The organism is Actinoplanes sp. NPDC026619, assembly GCF_040638295.1.
In the GTDB taxonomy this organism is placed as follows: Bacteria; Actinomycetota; Actinomycetes; order Mycobacteriales; family Micromonosporaceae; genus Actinoplanes.
The window spans coordinates 227,030-241,675 of the sequence record NZ_JBEZYA010000010.1 but is presented as its reverse complement, the minus strand read 5'-3'; the positions used below and the strand labels follow the sequence as shown (position 1 = coordinate 241,675).

At 68.3% G+C, this 14,646-nt stretch carries 15 protein-coding genes; 13 read left to right on the top strand and 2 right to left on the bottom strand.

Annotated features, from left to right (window positions below; translation table 11 throughout):
- The first annotated feature begins 28 nt into the window (after window positions 1-28).
- The 6 genes from AB0E90_RS23135 (at window position 29) to AB0E90_RS23110 (ending at window position 6,071) form a co-directional block, all read left to right on the top strand.
- The gene (locus AB0E90_RS23135) at window positions 29-1,393 is read left to right on the top strand and encodes an extracellular solute-binding protein (RefSeq protein ID WP_360409082.1); all 1,365 of its coding nucleotides are present in this window, start codon (window positions 29-31) and stop codon (window positions 1,391-1,393) included.
- A 54-nt stretch (window positions 1,394-1,447) separates the two neighbouring features.
- On the top strand, window positions 1,448-2,410 hold the full coding sequence (locus tag AB0E90_RS23130; protein WP_360409079.1) for a sugar ABC transporter permease: 963 nt from the start codon (window positions 1,448-1,450) through the stop codon (window positions 2,408-2,410).
- Window positions 2,407-3,273, top strand: coding sequence for a carbohydrate ABC transporter permease (locus AB0E90_RS23125; RefSeq protein WP_360409076.1), 867 nt, complete (start codon window positions 2,407-2,409; stop codon window positions 3,271-3,273). The genes AB0E90_RS23130 and AB0E90_RS23125 overlap by 4 nt, the downstream gene beginning before the upstream one ends.
- Before the next feature lie 9 nt (window positions 3,274-3,282).
- Window positions 3,283-4,794, top strand: coding sequence for an alpha-N-arabinofuranosidase (locus AB0E90_RS23120; RefSeq protein WP_360409073.1), 1,512 nt, complete (start codon window positions 3,283-3,285; stop codon window positions 4,792-4,794).
- A 54-nt stretch (window positions 4,795-4,848) separates the two neighbouring features.
- Entirely contained in the window at window positions 4,849-5,445 is a 597-nt protein-coding gene (locus tag AB0E90_RS23115) for a GrpB family protein (RefSeq protein WP_360409070.1), read from the top strand.
- A 437-nt stretch (window positions 5,446-5,882) separates the two neighbouring features.
- The gene (locus AB0E90_RS23110; protein WP_360409067.1) at window positions 5,883-6,071 is read left to right on the top strand and encodes a hypothetical protein; all 189 of its coding nucleotides are present in this window, start codon (window positions 5,883-5,885) and stop codon (window positions 6,069-6,071) included.
- Between the two features lie 68 nt (window positions 6,072-6,139).
- Here AB0E90_RS23110 and AB0E90_RS23105 read toward each other — a convergent pair whose 3' ends face one another.
- The gene (locus tag AB0E90_RS23105) at window positions 6,140-6,697 is read right to left on the bottom strand and encodes a helix-turn-helix domain-containing protein (protein ID WP_360409064.1); all 558 of its coding nucleotides are present in this window, start codon (window positions 6,695-6,697) and stop codon (window positions 6,140-6,142) included.
- Window positions 6,698-6,779: 82 nt separating this feature from the next.
- Here AB0E90_RS23105 and AB0E90_RS23100 point away from each other — a divergent pair, with 82 nt between their 5' ends.
- The 4 genes from AB0E90_RS23100 (at window position 6,780) to AB0E90_RS23085 (ending at window position 10,078) form a co-directional block, all read left to right on the top strand.
- Complete coding sequence (locus AB0E90_RS23100) at window positions 6,780-7,142, top strand: nuclear transport factor 2 family protein (RefSeq protein ID WP_360409061.1); 363 nt, start codon at window positions 6,780-6,782, stop codon at window positions 7,140-7,142.
- A gap of 54 nt (window positions 7,143-7,196) precedes the next feature.
- Window positions 7,197-7,541: a YciI family protein gene (locus tag AB0E90_RS23095; protein ID WP_360409058.1), complete on the top strand. Its 345-nt coding sequence runs from the start codon at window positions 7,197-7,199 to the stop codon at window positions 7,539-7,541.
- The gene (locus AB0E90_RS23090; protein WP_360409055.1) at window positions 7,538-8,824 is read left to right on the top strand and encodes an RNA polymerase sigma factor; all 1,287 of its coding nucleotides are present in this window, start codon (window positions 7,538-7,540) and stop codon (window positions 8,822-8,824) included. The genes AB0E90_RS23095 and AB0E90_RS23090 overlap by 4 nt, the downstream gene beginning before the upstream one ends.
- Before the next feature lie 279 nt (window positions 8,825-9,103).
- Entirely contained in the window at window positions 9,104-10,078 is a 975-nt protein-coding gene (locus tag AB0E90_RS23085; RefSeq protein ID WP_360409052.1) for a serine hydrolase domain-containing protein, read from the top strand.
- Here the strand turns inward: AB0E90_RS23085 and AB0E90_RS23080 are convergent.
- On the bottom strand, window positions 10,075-10,347 hold the full coding sequence (locus AB0E90_RS23080) for a hypothetical protein (RefSeq protein ID WP_360409049.1): 273 nt from the start codon (window positions 10,345-10,347) through the stop codon (window positions 10,075-10,077). The genes AB0E90_RS23085 and AB0E90_RS23080 overlap by 4 nt on opposite strands.
- A 154-nt stretch (window positions 10,348-10,501) precedes the next feature.
- Here AB0E90_RS23080 and AB0E90_RS23075 point away from each other — a divergent pair, with 154 nt between their 5' ends.
- From AB0E90_RS23075 to htpG, 3 genes are all read left to right on the top strand, one after another.
- Window positions 10,502-11,419: an RNA polymerase subunit sigma-70 gene (locus tag AB0E90_RS23075; RefSeq protein WP_360409047.1), complete on the top strand. Its 918-nt coding sequence runs from the start codon at window positions 10,502-10,504 to the stop codon at window positions 11,417-11,419.
- A gap of 45 nt (window positions 11,420-11,464) precedes the next feature.
- Window positions 11,465-12,658, top strand: coding sequence for a hypothetical protein (locus tag AB0E90_RS23070; RefSeq protein WP_360409044.1), 1,194 nt, complete (start codon window positions 11,465-11,467; stop codon window positions 12,656-12,658).
- Between the two features lie 143 nt (window positions 12,659-12,801).
- On the top strand, window positions 12,802-14,631 hold the full coding sequence (htpG, locus tag AB0E90_RS23065) for a molecular chaperone HtpG (RefSeq protein WP_360409041.1): 1,830 nt from the start codon (window positions 12,802-12,804) through the stop codon (window positions 14,629-14,631).
- Window positions 14,632-14,646: the final 15 nt, after the last annotated feature.

The following is a 14,646-nucleotide window of genomic DNA, read 5'->3' as shown; positions in this document are numbered from 1 at the left end:
TCCGGTGCCCATCTAAAGGAGGCCAGGAATGCGCTTCAAGACAACTCTCTCCGTCGTGGCCCCCGTCGTTCTCGCTCTCGGACTTGCCGCCTGCAGCGGCAGCGACGACGGCGGCAGCAGCGGTAGCACGGCGGCCAAGCCCACCAACTGCACCAACAAGATCGTAAAAGAGGACGCGCCGCGCGTTCTCGTCTGGGCCTGGTACCCGAACATGGCCAAGGTCGTCGACAACTTCAACAACCAGCACACCGACGTCCAGGTCTGCTGGACCAACGCCGGCCAGGGCCAGGACGAGTACTCGAAGTTCCAGACCGCGGTCTCGGCGAAGAAGGGCGCGCCGGACGTCGTCATGCTCGAGGGCGACCAACTGGTCGGCTTCGAGATCCAGGACGCGCTGGTCGACCTCGTGCCGTACGGCGCAAATGATGTTAAAAAGAACTTCAGCGAGGGTGCCTGGAAGGACGTCTCGCAGGGCGACAAGGTCTACGCGGCCCCGATTGACGGCGGCCCGATGGCGCTGATCTACCGCACCGATGTCTTCGCGAAGTACGGCATCACCAAACCCCCGGCGACCTGGGCCGAGTACGCCGCGGACGCCGCGAAGGTGAAGGCGGCCGGCGGCCCCCCGTTCGGCGACTTCGCCAGCAACGTGCCGGCGGTGACCACCGCGCTGATGATCCAGAAGGGCGCGACGCCGTTCCAGTACGACCTGTCCGACAAGCAGAACATCGGCATCAAGGTCGACGACCAGGCCACCAAGGACGTGCTGAACTACTGGGCCGACCTGTCGACCAAGAAGCAGATCGGCAAGGAGGACCAGTTCACCACCGACTACGTGGCGGGCATGGTCGGCGGTAAGTACGCCACCTACGTCTCGGCCGCCTGGGCCCCGGGTTACCTGACCGGCGCCGGCGTCGGCAACGGCTCGTCCAAGGGCAAGTTCGCGGTGGCGCCGCTGCCGCAGTGGGACGCGGCCAGCCCGGTCTCGGTCAACTGGGGCGGTTCCGCGTTCGCGGTGACCAGCCAGGCCTCCGACAAGGCCGCCGCGGCCAAGGTCGCGCTCGGCCTGTACGCCGACGAGGCGTCACTCACCGACGGCTGGAAGACCCAGACGATCTTCCCGCTCAACCAGACGGTGCTGAAGTCGGACGACTTCGTCAACGCGAAGGTTGACTTCTTCAGCGGTCAGACGGCGAACAAGGACATCTACATCCCGGCCGAGAACGCGTACAAGGGCGCCGTCTACAGCCCCTTCACCGTCTACTACTACGCCCAGCTCCAGGCCCAGATCGTGAAGCTCAACGCCGGTCAGACGACCGGCGACAAGGCGGCCACCGACCTGCAAGCCGCGCTGGTCGCATACGCCAAGACCCAGGGTTTCACCATCAAGTAGCCCGCTCGAGCCGGGCGGCCTTCGGTGGCCGCCCGGCTTTGCGGAGGGAGCATCATGGCCAGCATCGAGACACCGCCGACCGCGCTGAGCGCAGGCGCCGTCGTCCCCGACACCCCGGCGGCACCCGGCGGCCGTCGCGGATCGGCGCGGCGCCACTGGGTCGGCTGGTTCTTCATCTTCCCGTTCCTCGTCGTGTTCCTCGCCTTCCTGGTGGCGCCGCTGGTCTACGCGGCCTACCTGAGCCTTTACACCAAGGGCCTGGCGACCGGCACCACGTTCGCCGGCATCGACAACTACAAGCGGGCGTTCACCGACCCGTCGTTCCTGCACGGACTGTGGTTCGTGCTGAAGTTCAGCCTCGTGGTGATCCCGCTCCAGGTGCTCGTGGCGCTGGCCGCGGCGCTGCTGCTGGACGAGATCGCCGGCCGCCTGGCCCGCGTCGCACGGTTGGTCATCTTCCTCCCGTACGCAATCCCGGTGGTTCTCGGCTCTTTGATGTGGGGTTTCCTCTACAGCCCCAGCTTCGGGCCGATCGAGCAGATCTCGACGCTGTTCAACGTGCAGGCGCCGTTCCTGCTCAGCCAGGGCAACATCTTCTACGGGCTGCTGAACGTGGTCACCTGGCAGTGGGCCGGCTACTACATGATCATCATCTACGCGGCGCTGCAGGGCATCGACACCTCCATCTACGAGGCGGCCCGCACCGACGGCGCGACCGCCCGGCAGATCGCGTTCCGCATCAAGATCCCGCTGATCACCCCGGCGATGGCGCTCATCCTGGTCTTCGCGCTGATCGGCACCCTGCAGTTCTTCGTCGAGCCGAAGGTCCTCGGTCCGATCGCGAACGGCACGGTCACACCCGACTTCACGCCGAACATCTACGCGGTCACCCTGGCCCTCCAATATGCGCAGTTCAACTACGCATCGGCCATCTCGTTCTCGCTCGGTTTCGTGGTCTTCGTGGCCGTGGCGATCTTCATGTTCGTTACTCGCAAGCGAGGGAGCCTCTTCACATGAGTGACACCCCGCGCCGTATTCCCCGGCATATCTGGGGGAAACTGCTGCTGCTGGCCCTGATCTGCTATTTCCTGGTGCCGGTCTGGTGGCTGCTGGTGGCGAGCACCAAGAACGCCGAGGGCCTGTTCGCCGGCAGCGGCGCGCTCTGGTTCAAGGGCGGCTTCCACTTCTTCGACAACCTGCACGACCTCTTCGCCTACAACAACGGCGAGTTCCTGACCTGGCTCGGCAACTCGGTGCTGTACGCGCTCACCGGCGGCATCGGCTGCACGATCATCTCGGTGCTCGCCGGCTACGGGTTCGCGAAGTTCAAGTTCCGCGGCCGCAACCTGGTCTTCGCCGCGGTCCTCGGGTCGGTCGTGGTGCCGCTCACCTCGCTGGTCATCCCGACCTTCGTGATGATGACCAACATCGGGCTGATCGACACGATCTGGGCGGTCATCCTGCCGTCGCTGCTCAGCCCGTTCGCGGTCTATCTGATGCGGGTGTACGCCTCCGCGTCGATCCCGGACGAACTGCTGGACGCGGCGCGCATCGACGGCGCCGGAGAGTTGCGCACCTTCTTCCGGGTGGCGCTGCCACTCATGCGCCCGGGTGTCATCACGGTGCTGCTGCTCTCGGTCGTCTCGACCTGGAACAACTTCTTCCTGCCGCTGGTCATGCTCTCCACCTCCAAGCTCTACCCCCTCACCGTCGGCATCACCCTGTGGACCACCCTGGCCAGCTCCAACAACGGCGGCGGTCAGTCGCTGTGGAACCTGATCATCGTCGGTTCGCTGGTATCCATCGTGCCTCTCGTCATCGCCTTCCTGACCCTCCAGAAGTACTGGCGGGGCGGGCTGGCGGTCGGCAGCCTCAAATAGGGGAACCCCGTGCTCAACGCGTCATTTCGTCTCGACCCGGCCTTCACCATCGCGCCGGTCTCCCGCCGCACCTTCGGCTCGTTCGTCGAGCACATGGGCCGCTGCGTCTACACCGGCATCTACGAGCCGTCGCACCCGACGGCCGACGCCGACGGCTTCCGGCAGGACGTGCTCGCGCTGACCCGCGAGCTGGGCGTGTCGGTGGTGCGCTACCCCGGCGGCAACTTCGTCTCCGGCTACCGCTGGGAGGACGGCATCGGGCCGGTCGCGGACCGGCCGGTCCGGCGCGACCTCGCCTGGCACAGCCTGGAGACCAACGAGGTCGGCATCGAGGAATTCATGCGCTGGGCGGGCAAGGCCGGCGTCGAGGTGATGTACGCGTTGAACCTCGGCACCCGCGGCGTCTCCGAAGCGCTCGACGTGCAGGAATACCTGAACCACCCCGATCGCACCCGCCTCGCCGAGCTGCGCCGCGCGAACGGCGCCGACAAACCCTACGGCATCACCATGTTCTGCCTCGGCAACGAGCTCGACGGCCCTTGGCAAACAGGACACAAGACCGCGCATGAGTACGGGCGCCTGGCGGCGGAAACGGCTCGGGCGTTGCGCGCGGCCGAGCCGTGGCTGGAGCTCATCGCGGTCGGGAGTTCCAGCTCTTCGATGCCGACGTTCGCTTCATGGGAGTCCGAAGTTCTGGAACTCACCTACGACCAGGTCGACTACATCTCGGCGCACGCGTACTACGAACCCTTCGACGGCGACATCGCCAGCTTCCTGGCGTCGGCCGTCGACATGGATCACTTCGTCAACAGCGTGGTTGCCACCGCGGACAGCGTCGGCGCCAAGCTGAAGAGCGCCAAGCGCCTGAAGATCTCGTTCGACGAGTGGAATGTCTGGTACCAGAAACGTTTCCAGGCCACCCAGGAGACTGAGTGGCAGGTTGCTCCGCCGGTCATCGAGGACGTCTACAACGTGGCCGACGCGGTGGTGGTCGGCAGCCTGCTGATCTCGCTGCTGCGGCACAGCGACCGGGTGACCGCCGCTTGCCAGGCCCAGTTGGTGAACGTGATCGCCCCGATCCGCACCGAGCCCGGCGGCCCGGCCTGGCGGCAGACCATCTTCCACCCGTTCGCGATCACGTCCCGCCTCGCCAAGGGCGACGTGCTGCGGGTGGAACCGGCGTCGCCGCTGTACGCGACGGACCGCTACGGCGACGTGCCGGTCGTCGACGCGGTCGCCACCCACGACCCGGAGTCCGGCGACGTCACGGTCTTCGTGGTCAACCGGTCGCAGGATTCGGCCGCGTCCCTCGTCGTACCCCTGGCCGGTTTTGATCGTGGTCTGCAGGTCGCCGAGACCTGGACCCTGCACGACGACGACCTGGAAGCCGTCAACACCGCGGCGGAACCGGAGCGGGTGGTCCCGCACGCGCTCGGCGACGTGACGGTGTCCGATGGGGAGCTGCGTGCGACCCTGGCCCCGGTGTCCTGGAGCGCGATCCGGCTCACCGCCGCCGGGTAACTGTCGTATCCTGGCCGACTTCCCTTTTCCCGGAACTTTTCCTGGAGGTGTGAGTTGGCCGGTCACCCGAAAGACATTCGCGAGCGCCAGGTCGGAACGCCCGAGCAACAGGCGTCCGGCCTGGTCGGCTCGCGCCCGCGGAGCTGGGGCGCGAGCGTCGTCATCGTCGGCTGCGACCCGTCGTGGCCGGAGCGCTACGCCGCGGTCGCCGCCCCGATCCGGGCCGCGCTCGGCGAGCGGATCATCTCGCTCGAACACGTCGGCTCGACGTCCGTCCCCGGCCTGCCCGCCAAGCCGGTCATCGACATCGACCTGGTCATCGAGGACACCGCCGACGAGCCGGCCTGGCTGCCCGCGCTCGAGGCGCTGGGCTACCGCCTGCTGCTGCGCGAGCCCTGGTGGCACGGCCACCGCATGCTGATCGCGCCCACCGACGACGTGCACCTGCACGTCTGGCCGGCGGACTCGCCCGAGATCACCCGCCACCGCCTCTTCCGCGACTGGCTGCGCAGCCACCCGTCCGACCGCGACCTGTACGCCACCACCAAGCAGCGCCTGGCCGCGGAGACCGCAGCCGCCCCGGACAGCTACACGATGGCCAAGAGCGACGTAATCGACCAGATCTTCACCCGCATCTTCAACGAGCCCTGAGACCCACCCCACCCCACCCCGCGCCCCCGCCCGCGCTCCGGCGCTTTGCGCCTTGCGTGCTCCGGCGCCTTGCGCCTTGCGTTTTGCGCCTTGCCTTTTGCGCCTTGCCTTTTGCGCCTTGCCTTTTGCGCCTTGCGCCTTGCGCCTTGCCTTTTGCGCCTTGCGCCTTGCCTTTTGCGCCTTGCGTGCTCCGGCGCCTGCGCTTTGCGTGACCCGGCCTCGCGCCTTGCGCCCTGGGCGCCTCGCGCGCTCCGCGCGCCGCCTCGGGCGATCTTGGGTACTTGCGGCTCCCCGGCCGCACGAACTCGCCAAGATCGACAGGCCCGGCATGGAAATGACCCGTTGGAGCGTATTTGTCGGATGCTACCTCCTGCCATGTGGACCGCCAATCCGCCATGCGGGACTGCGTGCCGGCATCCGGGACACGCGTCCACTCCATGAAGATCGAGTCCACCATGCGGACGATGTCATCCGCCGGACGCCTGGCGCCCATCGGCGTCCGCTGCCAAGGCGAGGCCCATGAAGAGGGGTTCGCCGACGCGCTGACAACGAACGAACGATTCAGGACACTCGAGAACTTCGGCATCCGGGTCGAGCGTCGTTGCAAGCCGGCCCCGATTCCTTGAGACCGGGTCTCGAACGCGGGCGGAGACCCTGGTAACCAGGAAATGGGGGCCAGCTCGGCCGGGAAAGATCACTGCTGGGTGGCGCGGAGGCCGGTGAGGACCACGTCGAGGATGCGGCTGCGGGCGGGGGCGCTGCCTCCGGCGTACTCCATCGCCTTGGAAGTGCCGGCGAGTAAACCGATCAGCTCGGGGACCTCTAGGTCCTGGCGCACCGCGCCGGATTGCTGCGCTCGGCGCAGCAGCGTGCCGAGGGCCTCGCGGAGCGCCCGCTGCGGCTCTCCGCTTTGTATCTCGAGGCCGGCGGCCGTCAACATGCCGGCCAGAGCGTTCTTCACCTCGCTCTGATCGACCGCCTGCCGCAGGAAGGTCGCCAGGGCCGCGCCGGGGTCGTCCGACTCGGCGAGGCGGGTCGCGTCCTCGGCGAGTCGTTGCAGCCGGGCCTCGAAGACGCCTCGGACCAGCTCCTCCTTGGTGGGGAAGTGGCGGAACAGGGTGCCGATGCCGACGCCGGCGGCCTTCGCGATCTCTTCGGTGGACACCGTGGTGCCCCGCTCGACCAGCACTTTCTCGGCGGCGTCGAGGATGCGGGCGCGGTTGCGGACGGCGTCGGCTCGCTGCGGCGTCATGGCTTCCCTTGCTAAGCGGAGTGCTGACTCCGTATGGTGACAAGCGGAGTGAGGACTTCTATTTTGCCATGGGGGTGCGACTATGACGCCACGCGAGGTCTTTCAGAAGCTCAGCGCCGGGATCGGCAGCGGTGACTGGTCTTCGTTGCATCTGCTCTACGCCGACGATGCCGAGGTCGAGATGCCGTTCCTGCCCGCACGCCTGCAGGGGCGGGAGCAGGTGCGGGAGCACTTCGCGCAGCACGCCGGGGGCATCGTTCTGGAACCCCGCGATGTGCGCATCTACAACACCGACGACCCGGAGGTGGTCGTCGCGGAGTGGAAATATGACATCCGTGGGCGGCTCGTCGCGAACATTCAGGTGCTGCGGGTGCGCGACGGGCTGATCGTCGAGACGCGTGACTATCACGATCATCGGCAGATCGCCGAAATTCTTCGCGGCTGAGTGTCGAGAAGCGGGGCGGCCGATCGTATGGCTGGTAAACGAAGGGAGCGCACCATGCGCCAGTACCTGGTCAGCATTTACCAGCCCGACGGACCCCCGCCGCCGCCCGAGGTCCTCGGGCCGATCATGGCGGGGCTCGGGAAGCTCAACGAGGAGATGAAGGCCGCCGGGGCCTGGGTCTTCACGGTCGGGCTGCACCCGCCGGAGAGCGCCACCGTCATCCGCGACCGCGATGGCGAGCCGGTGCTCACCGACGGGCCGTTCACCGAGGGCAAGGAACACCTCGGCGGCTTCACCATCATCCAGGCCGAGGATCTGGACGAGGCTCTGACGTGGGGCGGCCGGATGGCGAACGTACTGGCCCCGCTCGCGGTCGAGGTCCGCCCCATCCAGTCGTGACCGAGATCGAACAGATCTTCCGAGCGGAGTACGGCCGGGCCGTCGCGGTCCTGATCCGCTACTTCGGCGATATAGAACTCGCCGAGGAAGCGGTGCAGGACGCGTTCGCCACCGCTGTACAACGCTGGCCGGAGCTGGGCATCCCGCCCAGCCCGGCCGGGTGGATCATCACGACCGCCCGCAACCGGGCGGTCGACCACCTGCGCCGCGAGTCGCAGCGGCCCGCGCGCGAGGCGGCCGCGGCGATGGACCAGTTGCGCGGCGAGCCCCAGCCTCCCGTGCTGCCGGCCGCTGGCGTGGGCCCGCGCGAGAGCGGATCGGCGCCGCCCGTGGCTGACGCGGACGCCGGGATCGACGGCGTATTCGGCGAGGAGCCTGATGACATGCTGCGGCTGATCTTCACCTGTTGCCACCCGGCGCTGGCGCCGGGCTCGCGGGTGGCGCTCACGCTGCGCCTCCTCGGCGGGCTCACCACCGCGGAGATCGCGCGGGCGTTCCTCGCGTCCGAGGCGACCATGGCGCAGCGGATCAGCCGGGCGAAGAACAAGATCCGCGACGCCGGCATCCCCTATCGGGTGCCGCGGGACGCGGACCTGCCGGGGCGCCTCGGCGCGGTCCTGGCCGTCCTCTACCTGATCTTCAACGAGGGGTACGCGCCGGGCGGCGGCGAGCTGATCACGCGTACCGAATTGACCGCGGAAGCAATTCGCCTGGCCCGGCTGCTCGTGGTTCTGATGCCGGACGAGCCGGAGGCTCGCGGCCTGCTCGCCCTGATACTGCTCATCGAGTCGCGCCGGCCGGCCCGCGCCACCGCCGACGGTGATCCGGTGCTGCTCGCCGACCAGGATCGCTCTCTCTGGAATCGGGAACTGATCGCGGAGGGGCAGGCCCTGGTCCGCGGGTGCCTGCGGCGTGGGCAGCCGGGGCCGTACCAGATCCAGGCCGCCATCAACGCCGTGCACGCCGACGGGGTGACCGACTGGCGGCAGGTGCTGGCTCTTTACGACCAGCTTCTCACGCTCACCCCTACCTCGGTGGTCGCGCTCAATCGGGCGGTCGCGGTCGCGGAAGTGGACGGACCCGCGCCGGCGCTGCAGATCGTTGACGGGCTGAGTTCTATAAGTCGTGAGCACCATGTCTGGCACGTGGTTCGCGCCGATCTGCTGCGTCGGCTCGGGCGATCCGGCGAAGCCGCCGAAGAGTTCCGGAAGGCTGCCGAGATGACCGGGAACGCGGCCGAGCGTCGTTTTCTGCTCGACCGCGCCGCCGGCGCTCATGGGTGACCGGCGTTCATAGGTGAGCTGACGCCCCAGAGCCAGCTCACCGGACACGTGGCCCGGAATTGACGCGGCCGCAGGCGTGCGGTGGCGGCCACCCGTCCACGACCACGCCGTTCAGCATTCGACACCGAAAGAATCGTCGATGCAACAGTTCTGTCCAGTTAAGACGCGCTCTGCTATTTCCGAGGTCTTGGGCGCAACCGTCGGAATGCCGACCCGGCCCGTTCCTGGAAACTAGGTTCCTAGGATGCTCTAGAGGAAGTCACGCATTACCTTTGGATCGTGGATCTGTGGCGAGCGGTCGAGCTGATCGAGGAGCGTCCGAATCGGGCGCAGCTCTGCGTTATCCGGGACGGGCAGGTCGTGCTCGACCAGGCGTGGGGAGCGGATGCCGATACGCCGTTCCTGCTGTTCTCGGCGGGGAAGCCGTTCACCGCCATGCTGGTGCACCGGCTCGCACGGCAGGGCGCCTTCGCGCTGGACGATCCGATCGCGCGCTATTGGCCCGAGTTCGGAGAGTTCGACAAGGGCGGGATCACCCTTCGACATGTGCTGCGGCATCGTTCCGGATTGCCGTACGCGAAAAGTGTGCGTGGCGATGCCCTGCTCGCCACCCGATGGGATCGGTCGGTCCGCGCCCTGGCGCGGGCCCGGCCGCACAGCGCGCCGGGCGCGGTGTGCGCCTATCACATGATCAGCCACGGGTTTCTGCTCGGCGAGGTGGTGCAGCGGGTCACCGGGCGACCGCTTCCCGACGTGCTGCGGACCGAGATCTTCGAACCGGCCGGGATGTGGCACACCAGGCTCGGGCCGCCGGGGTCGCGGGTGTCGATGGTCGGCGGGCCGGTGGTGATGCGGACGCTGTTCAATCGGCGGTCGATGCGCGACGCGGTCATCCCGGCCGCGACCGTGTCCAGCACCGCGCGTGACCTGGCGGCGTTCTATCAGTCGCTGCTCGACGACGGGAGCTGGCGGGACGCGACCACGCCGACCAGCGAGGGCGAGACCGACCAGATCTCGGGCATGCCGATCCGCTGGTCGGAGGGGTTTCAGCTCGGGCAGCCGGGGCGGGAGCGGTATTTCGGGAGCCGCAGTGATCCGCTCACCTTCGGGCACAACGGCTCGAATGCCTGCTTCGGCTGGGCCGACCCGGGGCGCCGGCTCGTCGTCGCCTACCTGACCAACCGGCTCGGCGGCGGCCCGGGCCGGTCACCGTATCAATGCGCGGTCAGCGACGCGGTGCTCGACGCCGCTTAGGCCAGCTCGAAATGGCCGGCCACCTCGGCGGCGATCACCTCGGCCGGGCGCGAGCCGTCCACCTCGATCACCCGGATGCCGAGGCGTCGTGCCTGGTCGACGGCGTCCTGGTCGATCAGGCGGTCGCGTTCGATCCGGGCCGCGGTGGCTCGCGCCTGACCGCTGAGGTGGTGGCCGATGCGGGCGGCGCGGGGGAGCGTGGCGGCCTGGTGGCGGCGCCACTCGTCGGTGGGGACAGCAGACCGGCGACCGTGGTCTTGCCGGCCCACCGACCGCCGCCGATCCAGAAGGCGTTACGGATCGTGCCGTCGTGGGTCCATCGCATGCCATCGACGGTTCTCTCTCACCAACTCAAGATCAAGTCTTGAACTTCAGACCCAGGTCTGATGAATTAGTCGTACGGGGCCGGTAACTTCTCCGAGCATGGAAGCACAGCTCACGGCGATGCGACCCGAGCTGGTCGGGTTCGCGTACCGGATGCTCGGTTCACCATATGAAGCCGAGGATGCGGCACAGGAGACTCTGCTGCGCGCCTGGAAGCACGGCGGTGATTACGACCCGTCACGCGCTTCGCTGCGCACCTGGGTCTACCGGATCGCCACCAACGTGTGCCTCGACATGCTCCGGTCGGCGTCCCGGCGGGCCCGGGCGGTCGACTTCGCCTCCACCGCGGCGGCCGGTGGCGAGCTCGGCGCGCCGCTGCCCGAGTCCACGTGGGTGCTGCCCATCCTCGACAGTTCCCTCGGCGACCCGGCCGAGGTGGCGGTGCGGCGCGACACCGTGCGGCTCGCGTTCGTCGCCGCCCTGCAGCACCTGCCGGCCCGGCAGCGGGCGGTGCTGATCCTGCGTGACGTGTTCTGCTGGCCGGCCGACGAGGTGGCCGCCCTGCTCGACACCACCGTCCCGTCGGTGACCAGCGCCCTCCAGCGCGCCCGCACCGCTCTGCGCAAGGCCGACCCGGCGCCGCCGAGCCCGCTGTCCGACGAGGCGAAACGCGCCCTGGTCGAGCGCTATGCCGACGCCTTCCAGCGCGATGACGTGGCCGCCCTGGTCGCGCTGCTGCAGGCCGACGTGATCAACTCGATGCCGCCGTTCACCTGGTGGATCCGGGGCCGTGACACGGTGGCCGCCGTGATGGCCGCCTCCGACGGTTCCTGCCACGGGGCGCGGCTCGTGCCCGAGGCGGCCAACGGCGGCCTGGCCCTCTGGCAGGAGCGCCCGACCGGTCCCGGCGGGTCGTTCGAGCGGTTCGCGCTGCTGCTCTTCGAGTTCGGCGACGAGCTGATCTCCGAGGTCACGACGTTTCTCGGCTACCGTCCGGATGCCACGGAGCAGCCATGACATAAGGCCCAGATGATCCGCACGCGCCGACGCGAGCATCAATCTATGTCCATACGCCGTGCGGCACCCGCGATCGCGCTCTTCTTCCTGTCACCGCTGGTGGCCGAATTCCTGCTGGGCGACTTCACGCTGGCTCAGCTCAACTTCCTGATCCTGCTGGCCCCCGCCTACGGGGCCGCCGCCGTGCTGATCCGCGAGGTGACCCGTCGCGCCGGTCGCGGCTGGCCGACGATGGTGCTGCTGGCCCTCACCTACGGCTTGGTCGAGGAGGGCTTGGAGACGCAGTCGCTGTTCAACGCGGACTATCTGCACGCCCACCTGCTGCAGCACGGCTTCGTTCCGGCGCTGGGCATCTCGATCCCGTGGACCATTTTCGTGCTGGCCCTGCACACGATCTTCAGCATGAGCGTGCCGATCGCCCTGATCGAGGAGTGGACCCCGCGCCGCACCGAGCCGTGGCTGCGCCGTCCCGGCTTCATCGTCATCACCGTGCTGGCCGTCCTGGGCGCCGCGGCGACGTTCGCCATCTCCTACGCCGACGGCCACTTCATGGCCTCCCCGGCCCAGCTCACGATCACCGTCGCCATAGCGGCAGCCCTGGTCGTCACGGCCTTCCGCCTCCCTCGAGCCGTCCCGGCCTCCGCGGCCGTCCCGGCCTCCGCGGCCGTCCCGGCCTCCGCGGCCGTCCCGGCCTCCGCGGCCCTCCCGGCCTCCGCGGCCCTCCCGGCCTCCGCGGCCCTCCCGGCCTCCGCGGCCGACGGCACGCTCGTCTCCGCCGGTGTCTCGCCAGCCCTCGGATCGCCTTCCGTCGCCGTCGCCGGATCGGCGGCCGGTTCGGTGCCGGCGCCGTGGGCCGTGCTGGTCATGGCGCTCATCGACGGTGCTGTCCTCTCGGCCATCGACCCCCTGCCGGCCGCGGTCAGCGTGCCGGTGGTCGTCGTGGCCCTGGCCGCGACCCTGATCGTGATCCTGCGCTGGTCGCGTCGGTCCGGCTGGGACGGGCGCCACCGCCTGGCCCTGGCCGCGGGCGGCCTGCTGACCTACGTCTGGCACAGCTTCACCATGCGCCCGGTCGTCCCCGCCTCGGACACCCTGATCGTCGTCAGCCACGCGGTTTTCGCCCTGGCCGCCGTTCTGCTGCTGGTGTTCGGGGCACGCCGGGTCGAGGCGCGCGAGGGCCGCTTGTGGAGTTCCCGCCCGCCCCGCGTGGCCACGCTGCCGGATCGCGCCGCCGCGTGACGGCGGCCGGCGGCGTGGGCTGGGGGTATGCAAGATCGGGAGCGGCGGGGGAGTGATGAGGACCGGCCGGTGGTGGGGTGGTGACGCTGGGGTCATACGATCTGGGCGGGTGACTACCGTTGACGATCTTTGGGAGTGCGGGAATGGAGACGTTGGAGTTCCAGGCCGAGGCCCGGCAGCTTCTGCAACTGATGGTTCATTCGATCTACTCGAACAAGGACATCTTCCTGCGTGAGCTGATCTCGAACGCCTCCGATGCGCTGGACAAGCTTCGACTGGCCACGCTTCAGGACGGCCTCGAGGCGGACACGTCCGACCTGCACATCGAGGTCGAGGCCGACAGCGAGGCCCGCACCCTCACCGTGCGCGACAACGGCATCGGCATGACGCACGAGGAGGTCGTCGAGCTGATCGGCACGATCGCCAAGTCGGGCACGGCGGAGCTGCTGACCAAGCTGAAGGAGGCCAAGGAGTCGCCGGAGCTGATCGGCCAGTTCGGCGTCGGGTTCTACTCGACGTTCATGGTCGCCGACAAGGTCACGCTGGTGACGCGCAAGGCCGGCACCGAGGGCCACGGCACCTCCTGGGAGTCGGCGGGCGAGGGCACCTTCACGATCGAGGACGCGCCGGACGCCCCGGTCGGCACCGCGGTGACCGTCCACCTGCGGCCGAAGGACGAAGAGGACGCCCTCTACGACTACGCCGACGAGTGGAAGATCAAGGAGATCGTCAAGCGGTACTCCGACTTCATCTCGTTCCCCATCAAAATGGGCGACGAGACGCTCAACTCGATGAAGGCATTGTGGGCGAGGCCGCGCTCCGAGGTGACCGACGAGGAGTACCACCAGTTCTACCGGCACATCAGCCACGACTGGAGCGACCCGCTCGAGATCATCAACATGAAGGCGGAGGGCACCTTCGAGTACGAGGCGCTGCTCTTCCTGCCCTCGCGGGCGCCGCACGACCTGTTCCAGCGGGACTCACGTCGCGGCCTCCAGCTGTACGTCAAGCGCGTCTTCATCATGGACGACAGCAAGGAGCTGATCCCCGACTACCTGCGCTTCGTCAAGGGCGTGGTGGACGCGGCCGACCTGTCGCTGAACATCTCCCGGGAGATCCTGCAGCAGGACCGGCACATCCAGATGATCCGCCGGCGGCTGGTCAAGAAGGTGCTGTCCACGATCAAGGACCTGCTGAACAACAACGCCGAGAAGTACGCGACGTTCTGGCGAGAGTTCGGCAAGGCTCTCAAGGAGGGTCTGCTCAACGACCAGGACAACCAGAAGGCCATCCTTGACGTGTCGACGTTCTCGTCGACGGCCGGCGTCGAGCCGACCACCCTGGCCGCCTACATCGAGCGGATGAAGGAAGGTCAGGAGGAGATCTACTACCTGACCGGCGATTCGCGTACGCAGGTGGAGAACTCGCCGCACATGGAGGCGTTCCAGGCGCAGGGTTACGAGGTGCTGATCCTCACCGACCCGGTCGATGAGATCTGGGTCGAGGCGGTTCCGGACTACGACGGCAAGAAGTTGCAGTCGATCGCCCGCGGCAATGTGGAACTGCCGAAGGACTCCGAGGAGCCGGCGCCCGAGGGTGACTTCGCGCCGCTGCTGACCTTCCTCAAGGAAAGCCTTGAGGAGCAGGTCAAGGACGTCCGGCTGTCACACCGCCTGACCACCAGCGCGGCCTGCCTGGTCAGCGACACCGACGACATCACGCCGGCGCTGGAGAAGATGTACCGGGCGATGGGCCAGGAGGGCCCGCGGGTCAAGAGGATCCTCGAGCTCAACCCGAACCACCCGCTGGTCGGCGGCCTGCGCACGGCCCACGAGCAGGGCGCGGAGGATCCGGCTCTGCCGGAAACGGCCGAGTTGCTGTACGGGACGGCGCTGCTCGCCGAGGGCGGCGACCTGGAGGACCCGGCCCGATTCGCGAAGCTGCTGGCCGACCGCCTGGCGAAGACGGTCTGACTGGCGAAGACGGTC

Excerpts from the sequence above, each read along its gene's own strand:
- AB0E90_RS23135 (WP_360409082.1), top strand. The coding sequence starts at position 29 with ATGCGCTTCAAGACAACTCTCTCCGTCGTGGCCCCCGTCGTTCTCGCT.
- AB0E90_RS23125 (WP_360409076.1), top strand. The coding sequence starts at position 2,407 with ATGAGTGACACCCCGCGCCGTATTCCCCGGCATATCTGGGGGAAACTG.
- htpG (WP_360409041.1), top strand. The coding sequence starts at position 12,802 with ATGGAGACGTTGGAGTTCCAGGCCGAGGCCCGGCAGCTTCTGCAACTG.
- AB0E90_RS23130 (WP_360409079.1), top strand. The coding sequence starts at position 1,448 with ATGGCCAGCATCGAGACACCGCCGACCGCGCTGAGCGCAGGCGCCGTC.
- AB0E90_RS23075 (WP_360409047.1), top strand. The coding sequence starts at position 10,502 with ATGGAAGCACAGCTCACGGCGATGCGACCCGAGCTGGTCGGGTTCGCG.
- AB0E90_RS23110 (WP_360409067.1), top strand. The coding sequence starts at position 5,883 with ATGAAGATCGAGTCCACCATGCGGACGATGTCATCCGCCGGACGCCTG.
- AB0E90_RS23070 (WP_360409044.1), top strand. The coding sequence starts at position 11,465 with ATGTCCATACGCCGTGCGGCACCCGCGATCGCGCTCTTCTTCCTGTCA.
- AB0E90_RS23095 (WP_360409058.1), top strand. The coding sequence starts at position 7,197 with ATGCGCCAGTACCTGGTCAGCATTTACCAGCCCGACGGACCCCCGCCG.
- AB0E90_RS23105 (WP_360409064.1), bottom strand. The coding sequence starts at position 6,697 with ATGACGCCGCAGCGAGCCGACGCCGTCCGCAACCGCGCCCGCATCCTC.
- AB0E90_RS23100 (WP_360409061.1), top strand. The coding sequence starts at position 6,780 with ATGACGCCACGCGAGGTCTTTCAGAAGCTCAGCGCCGGGATCGGCAGC.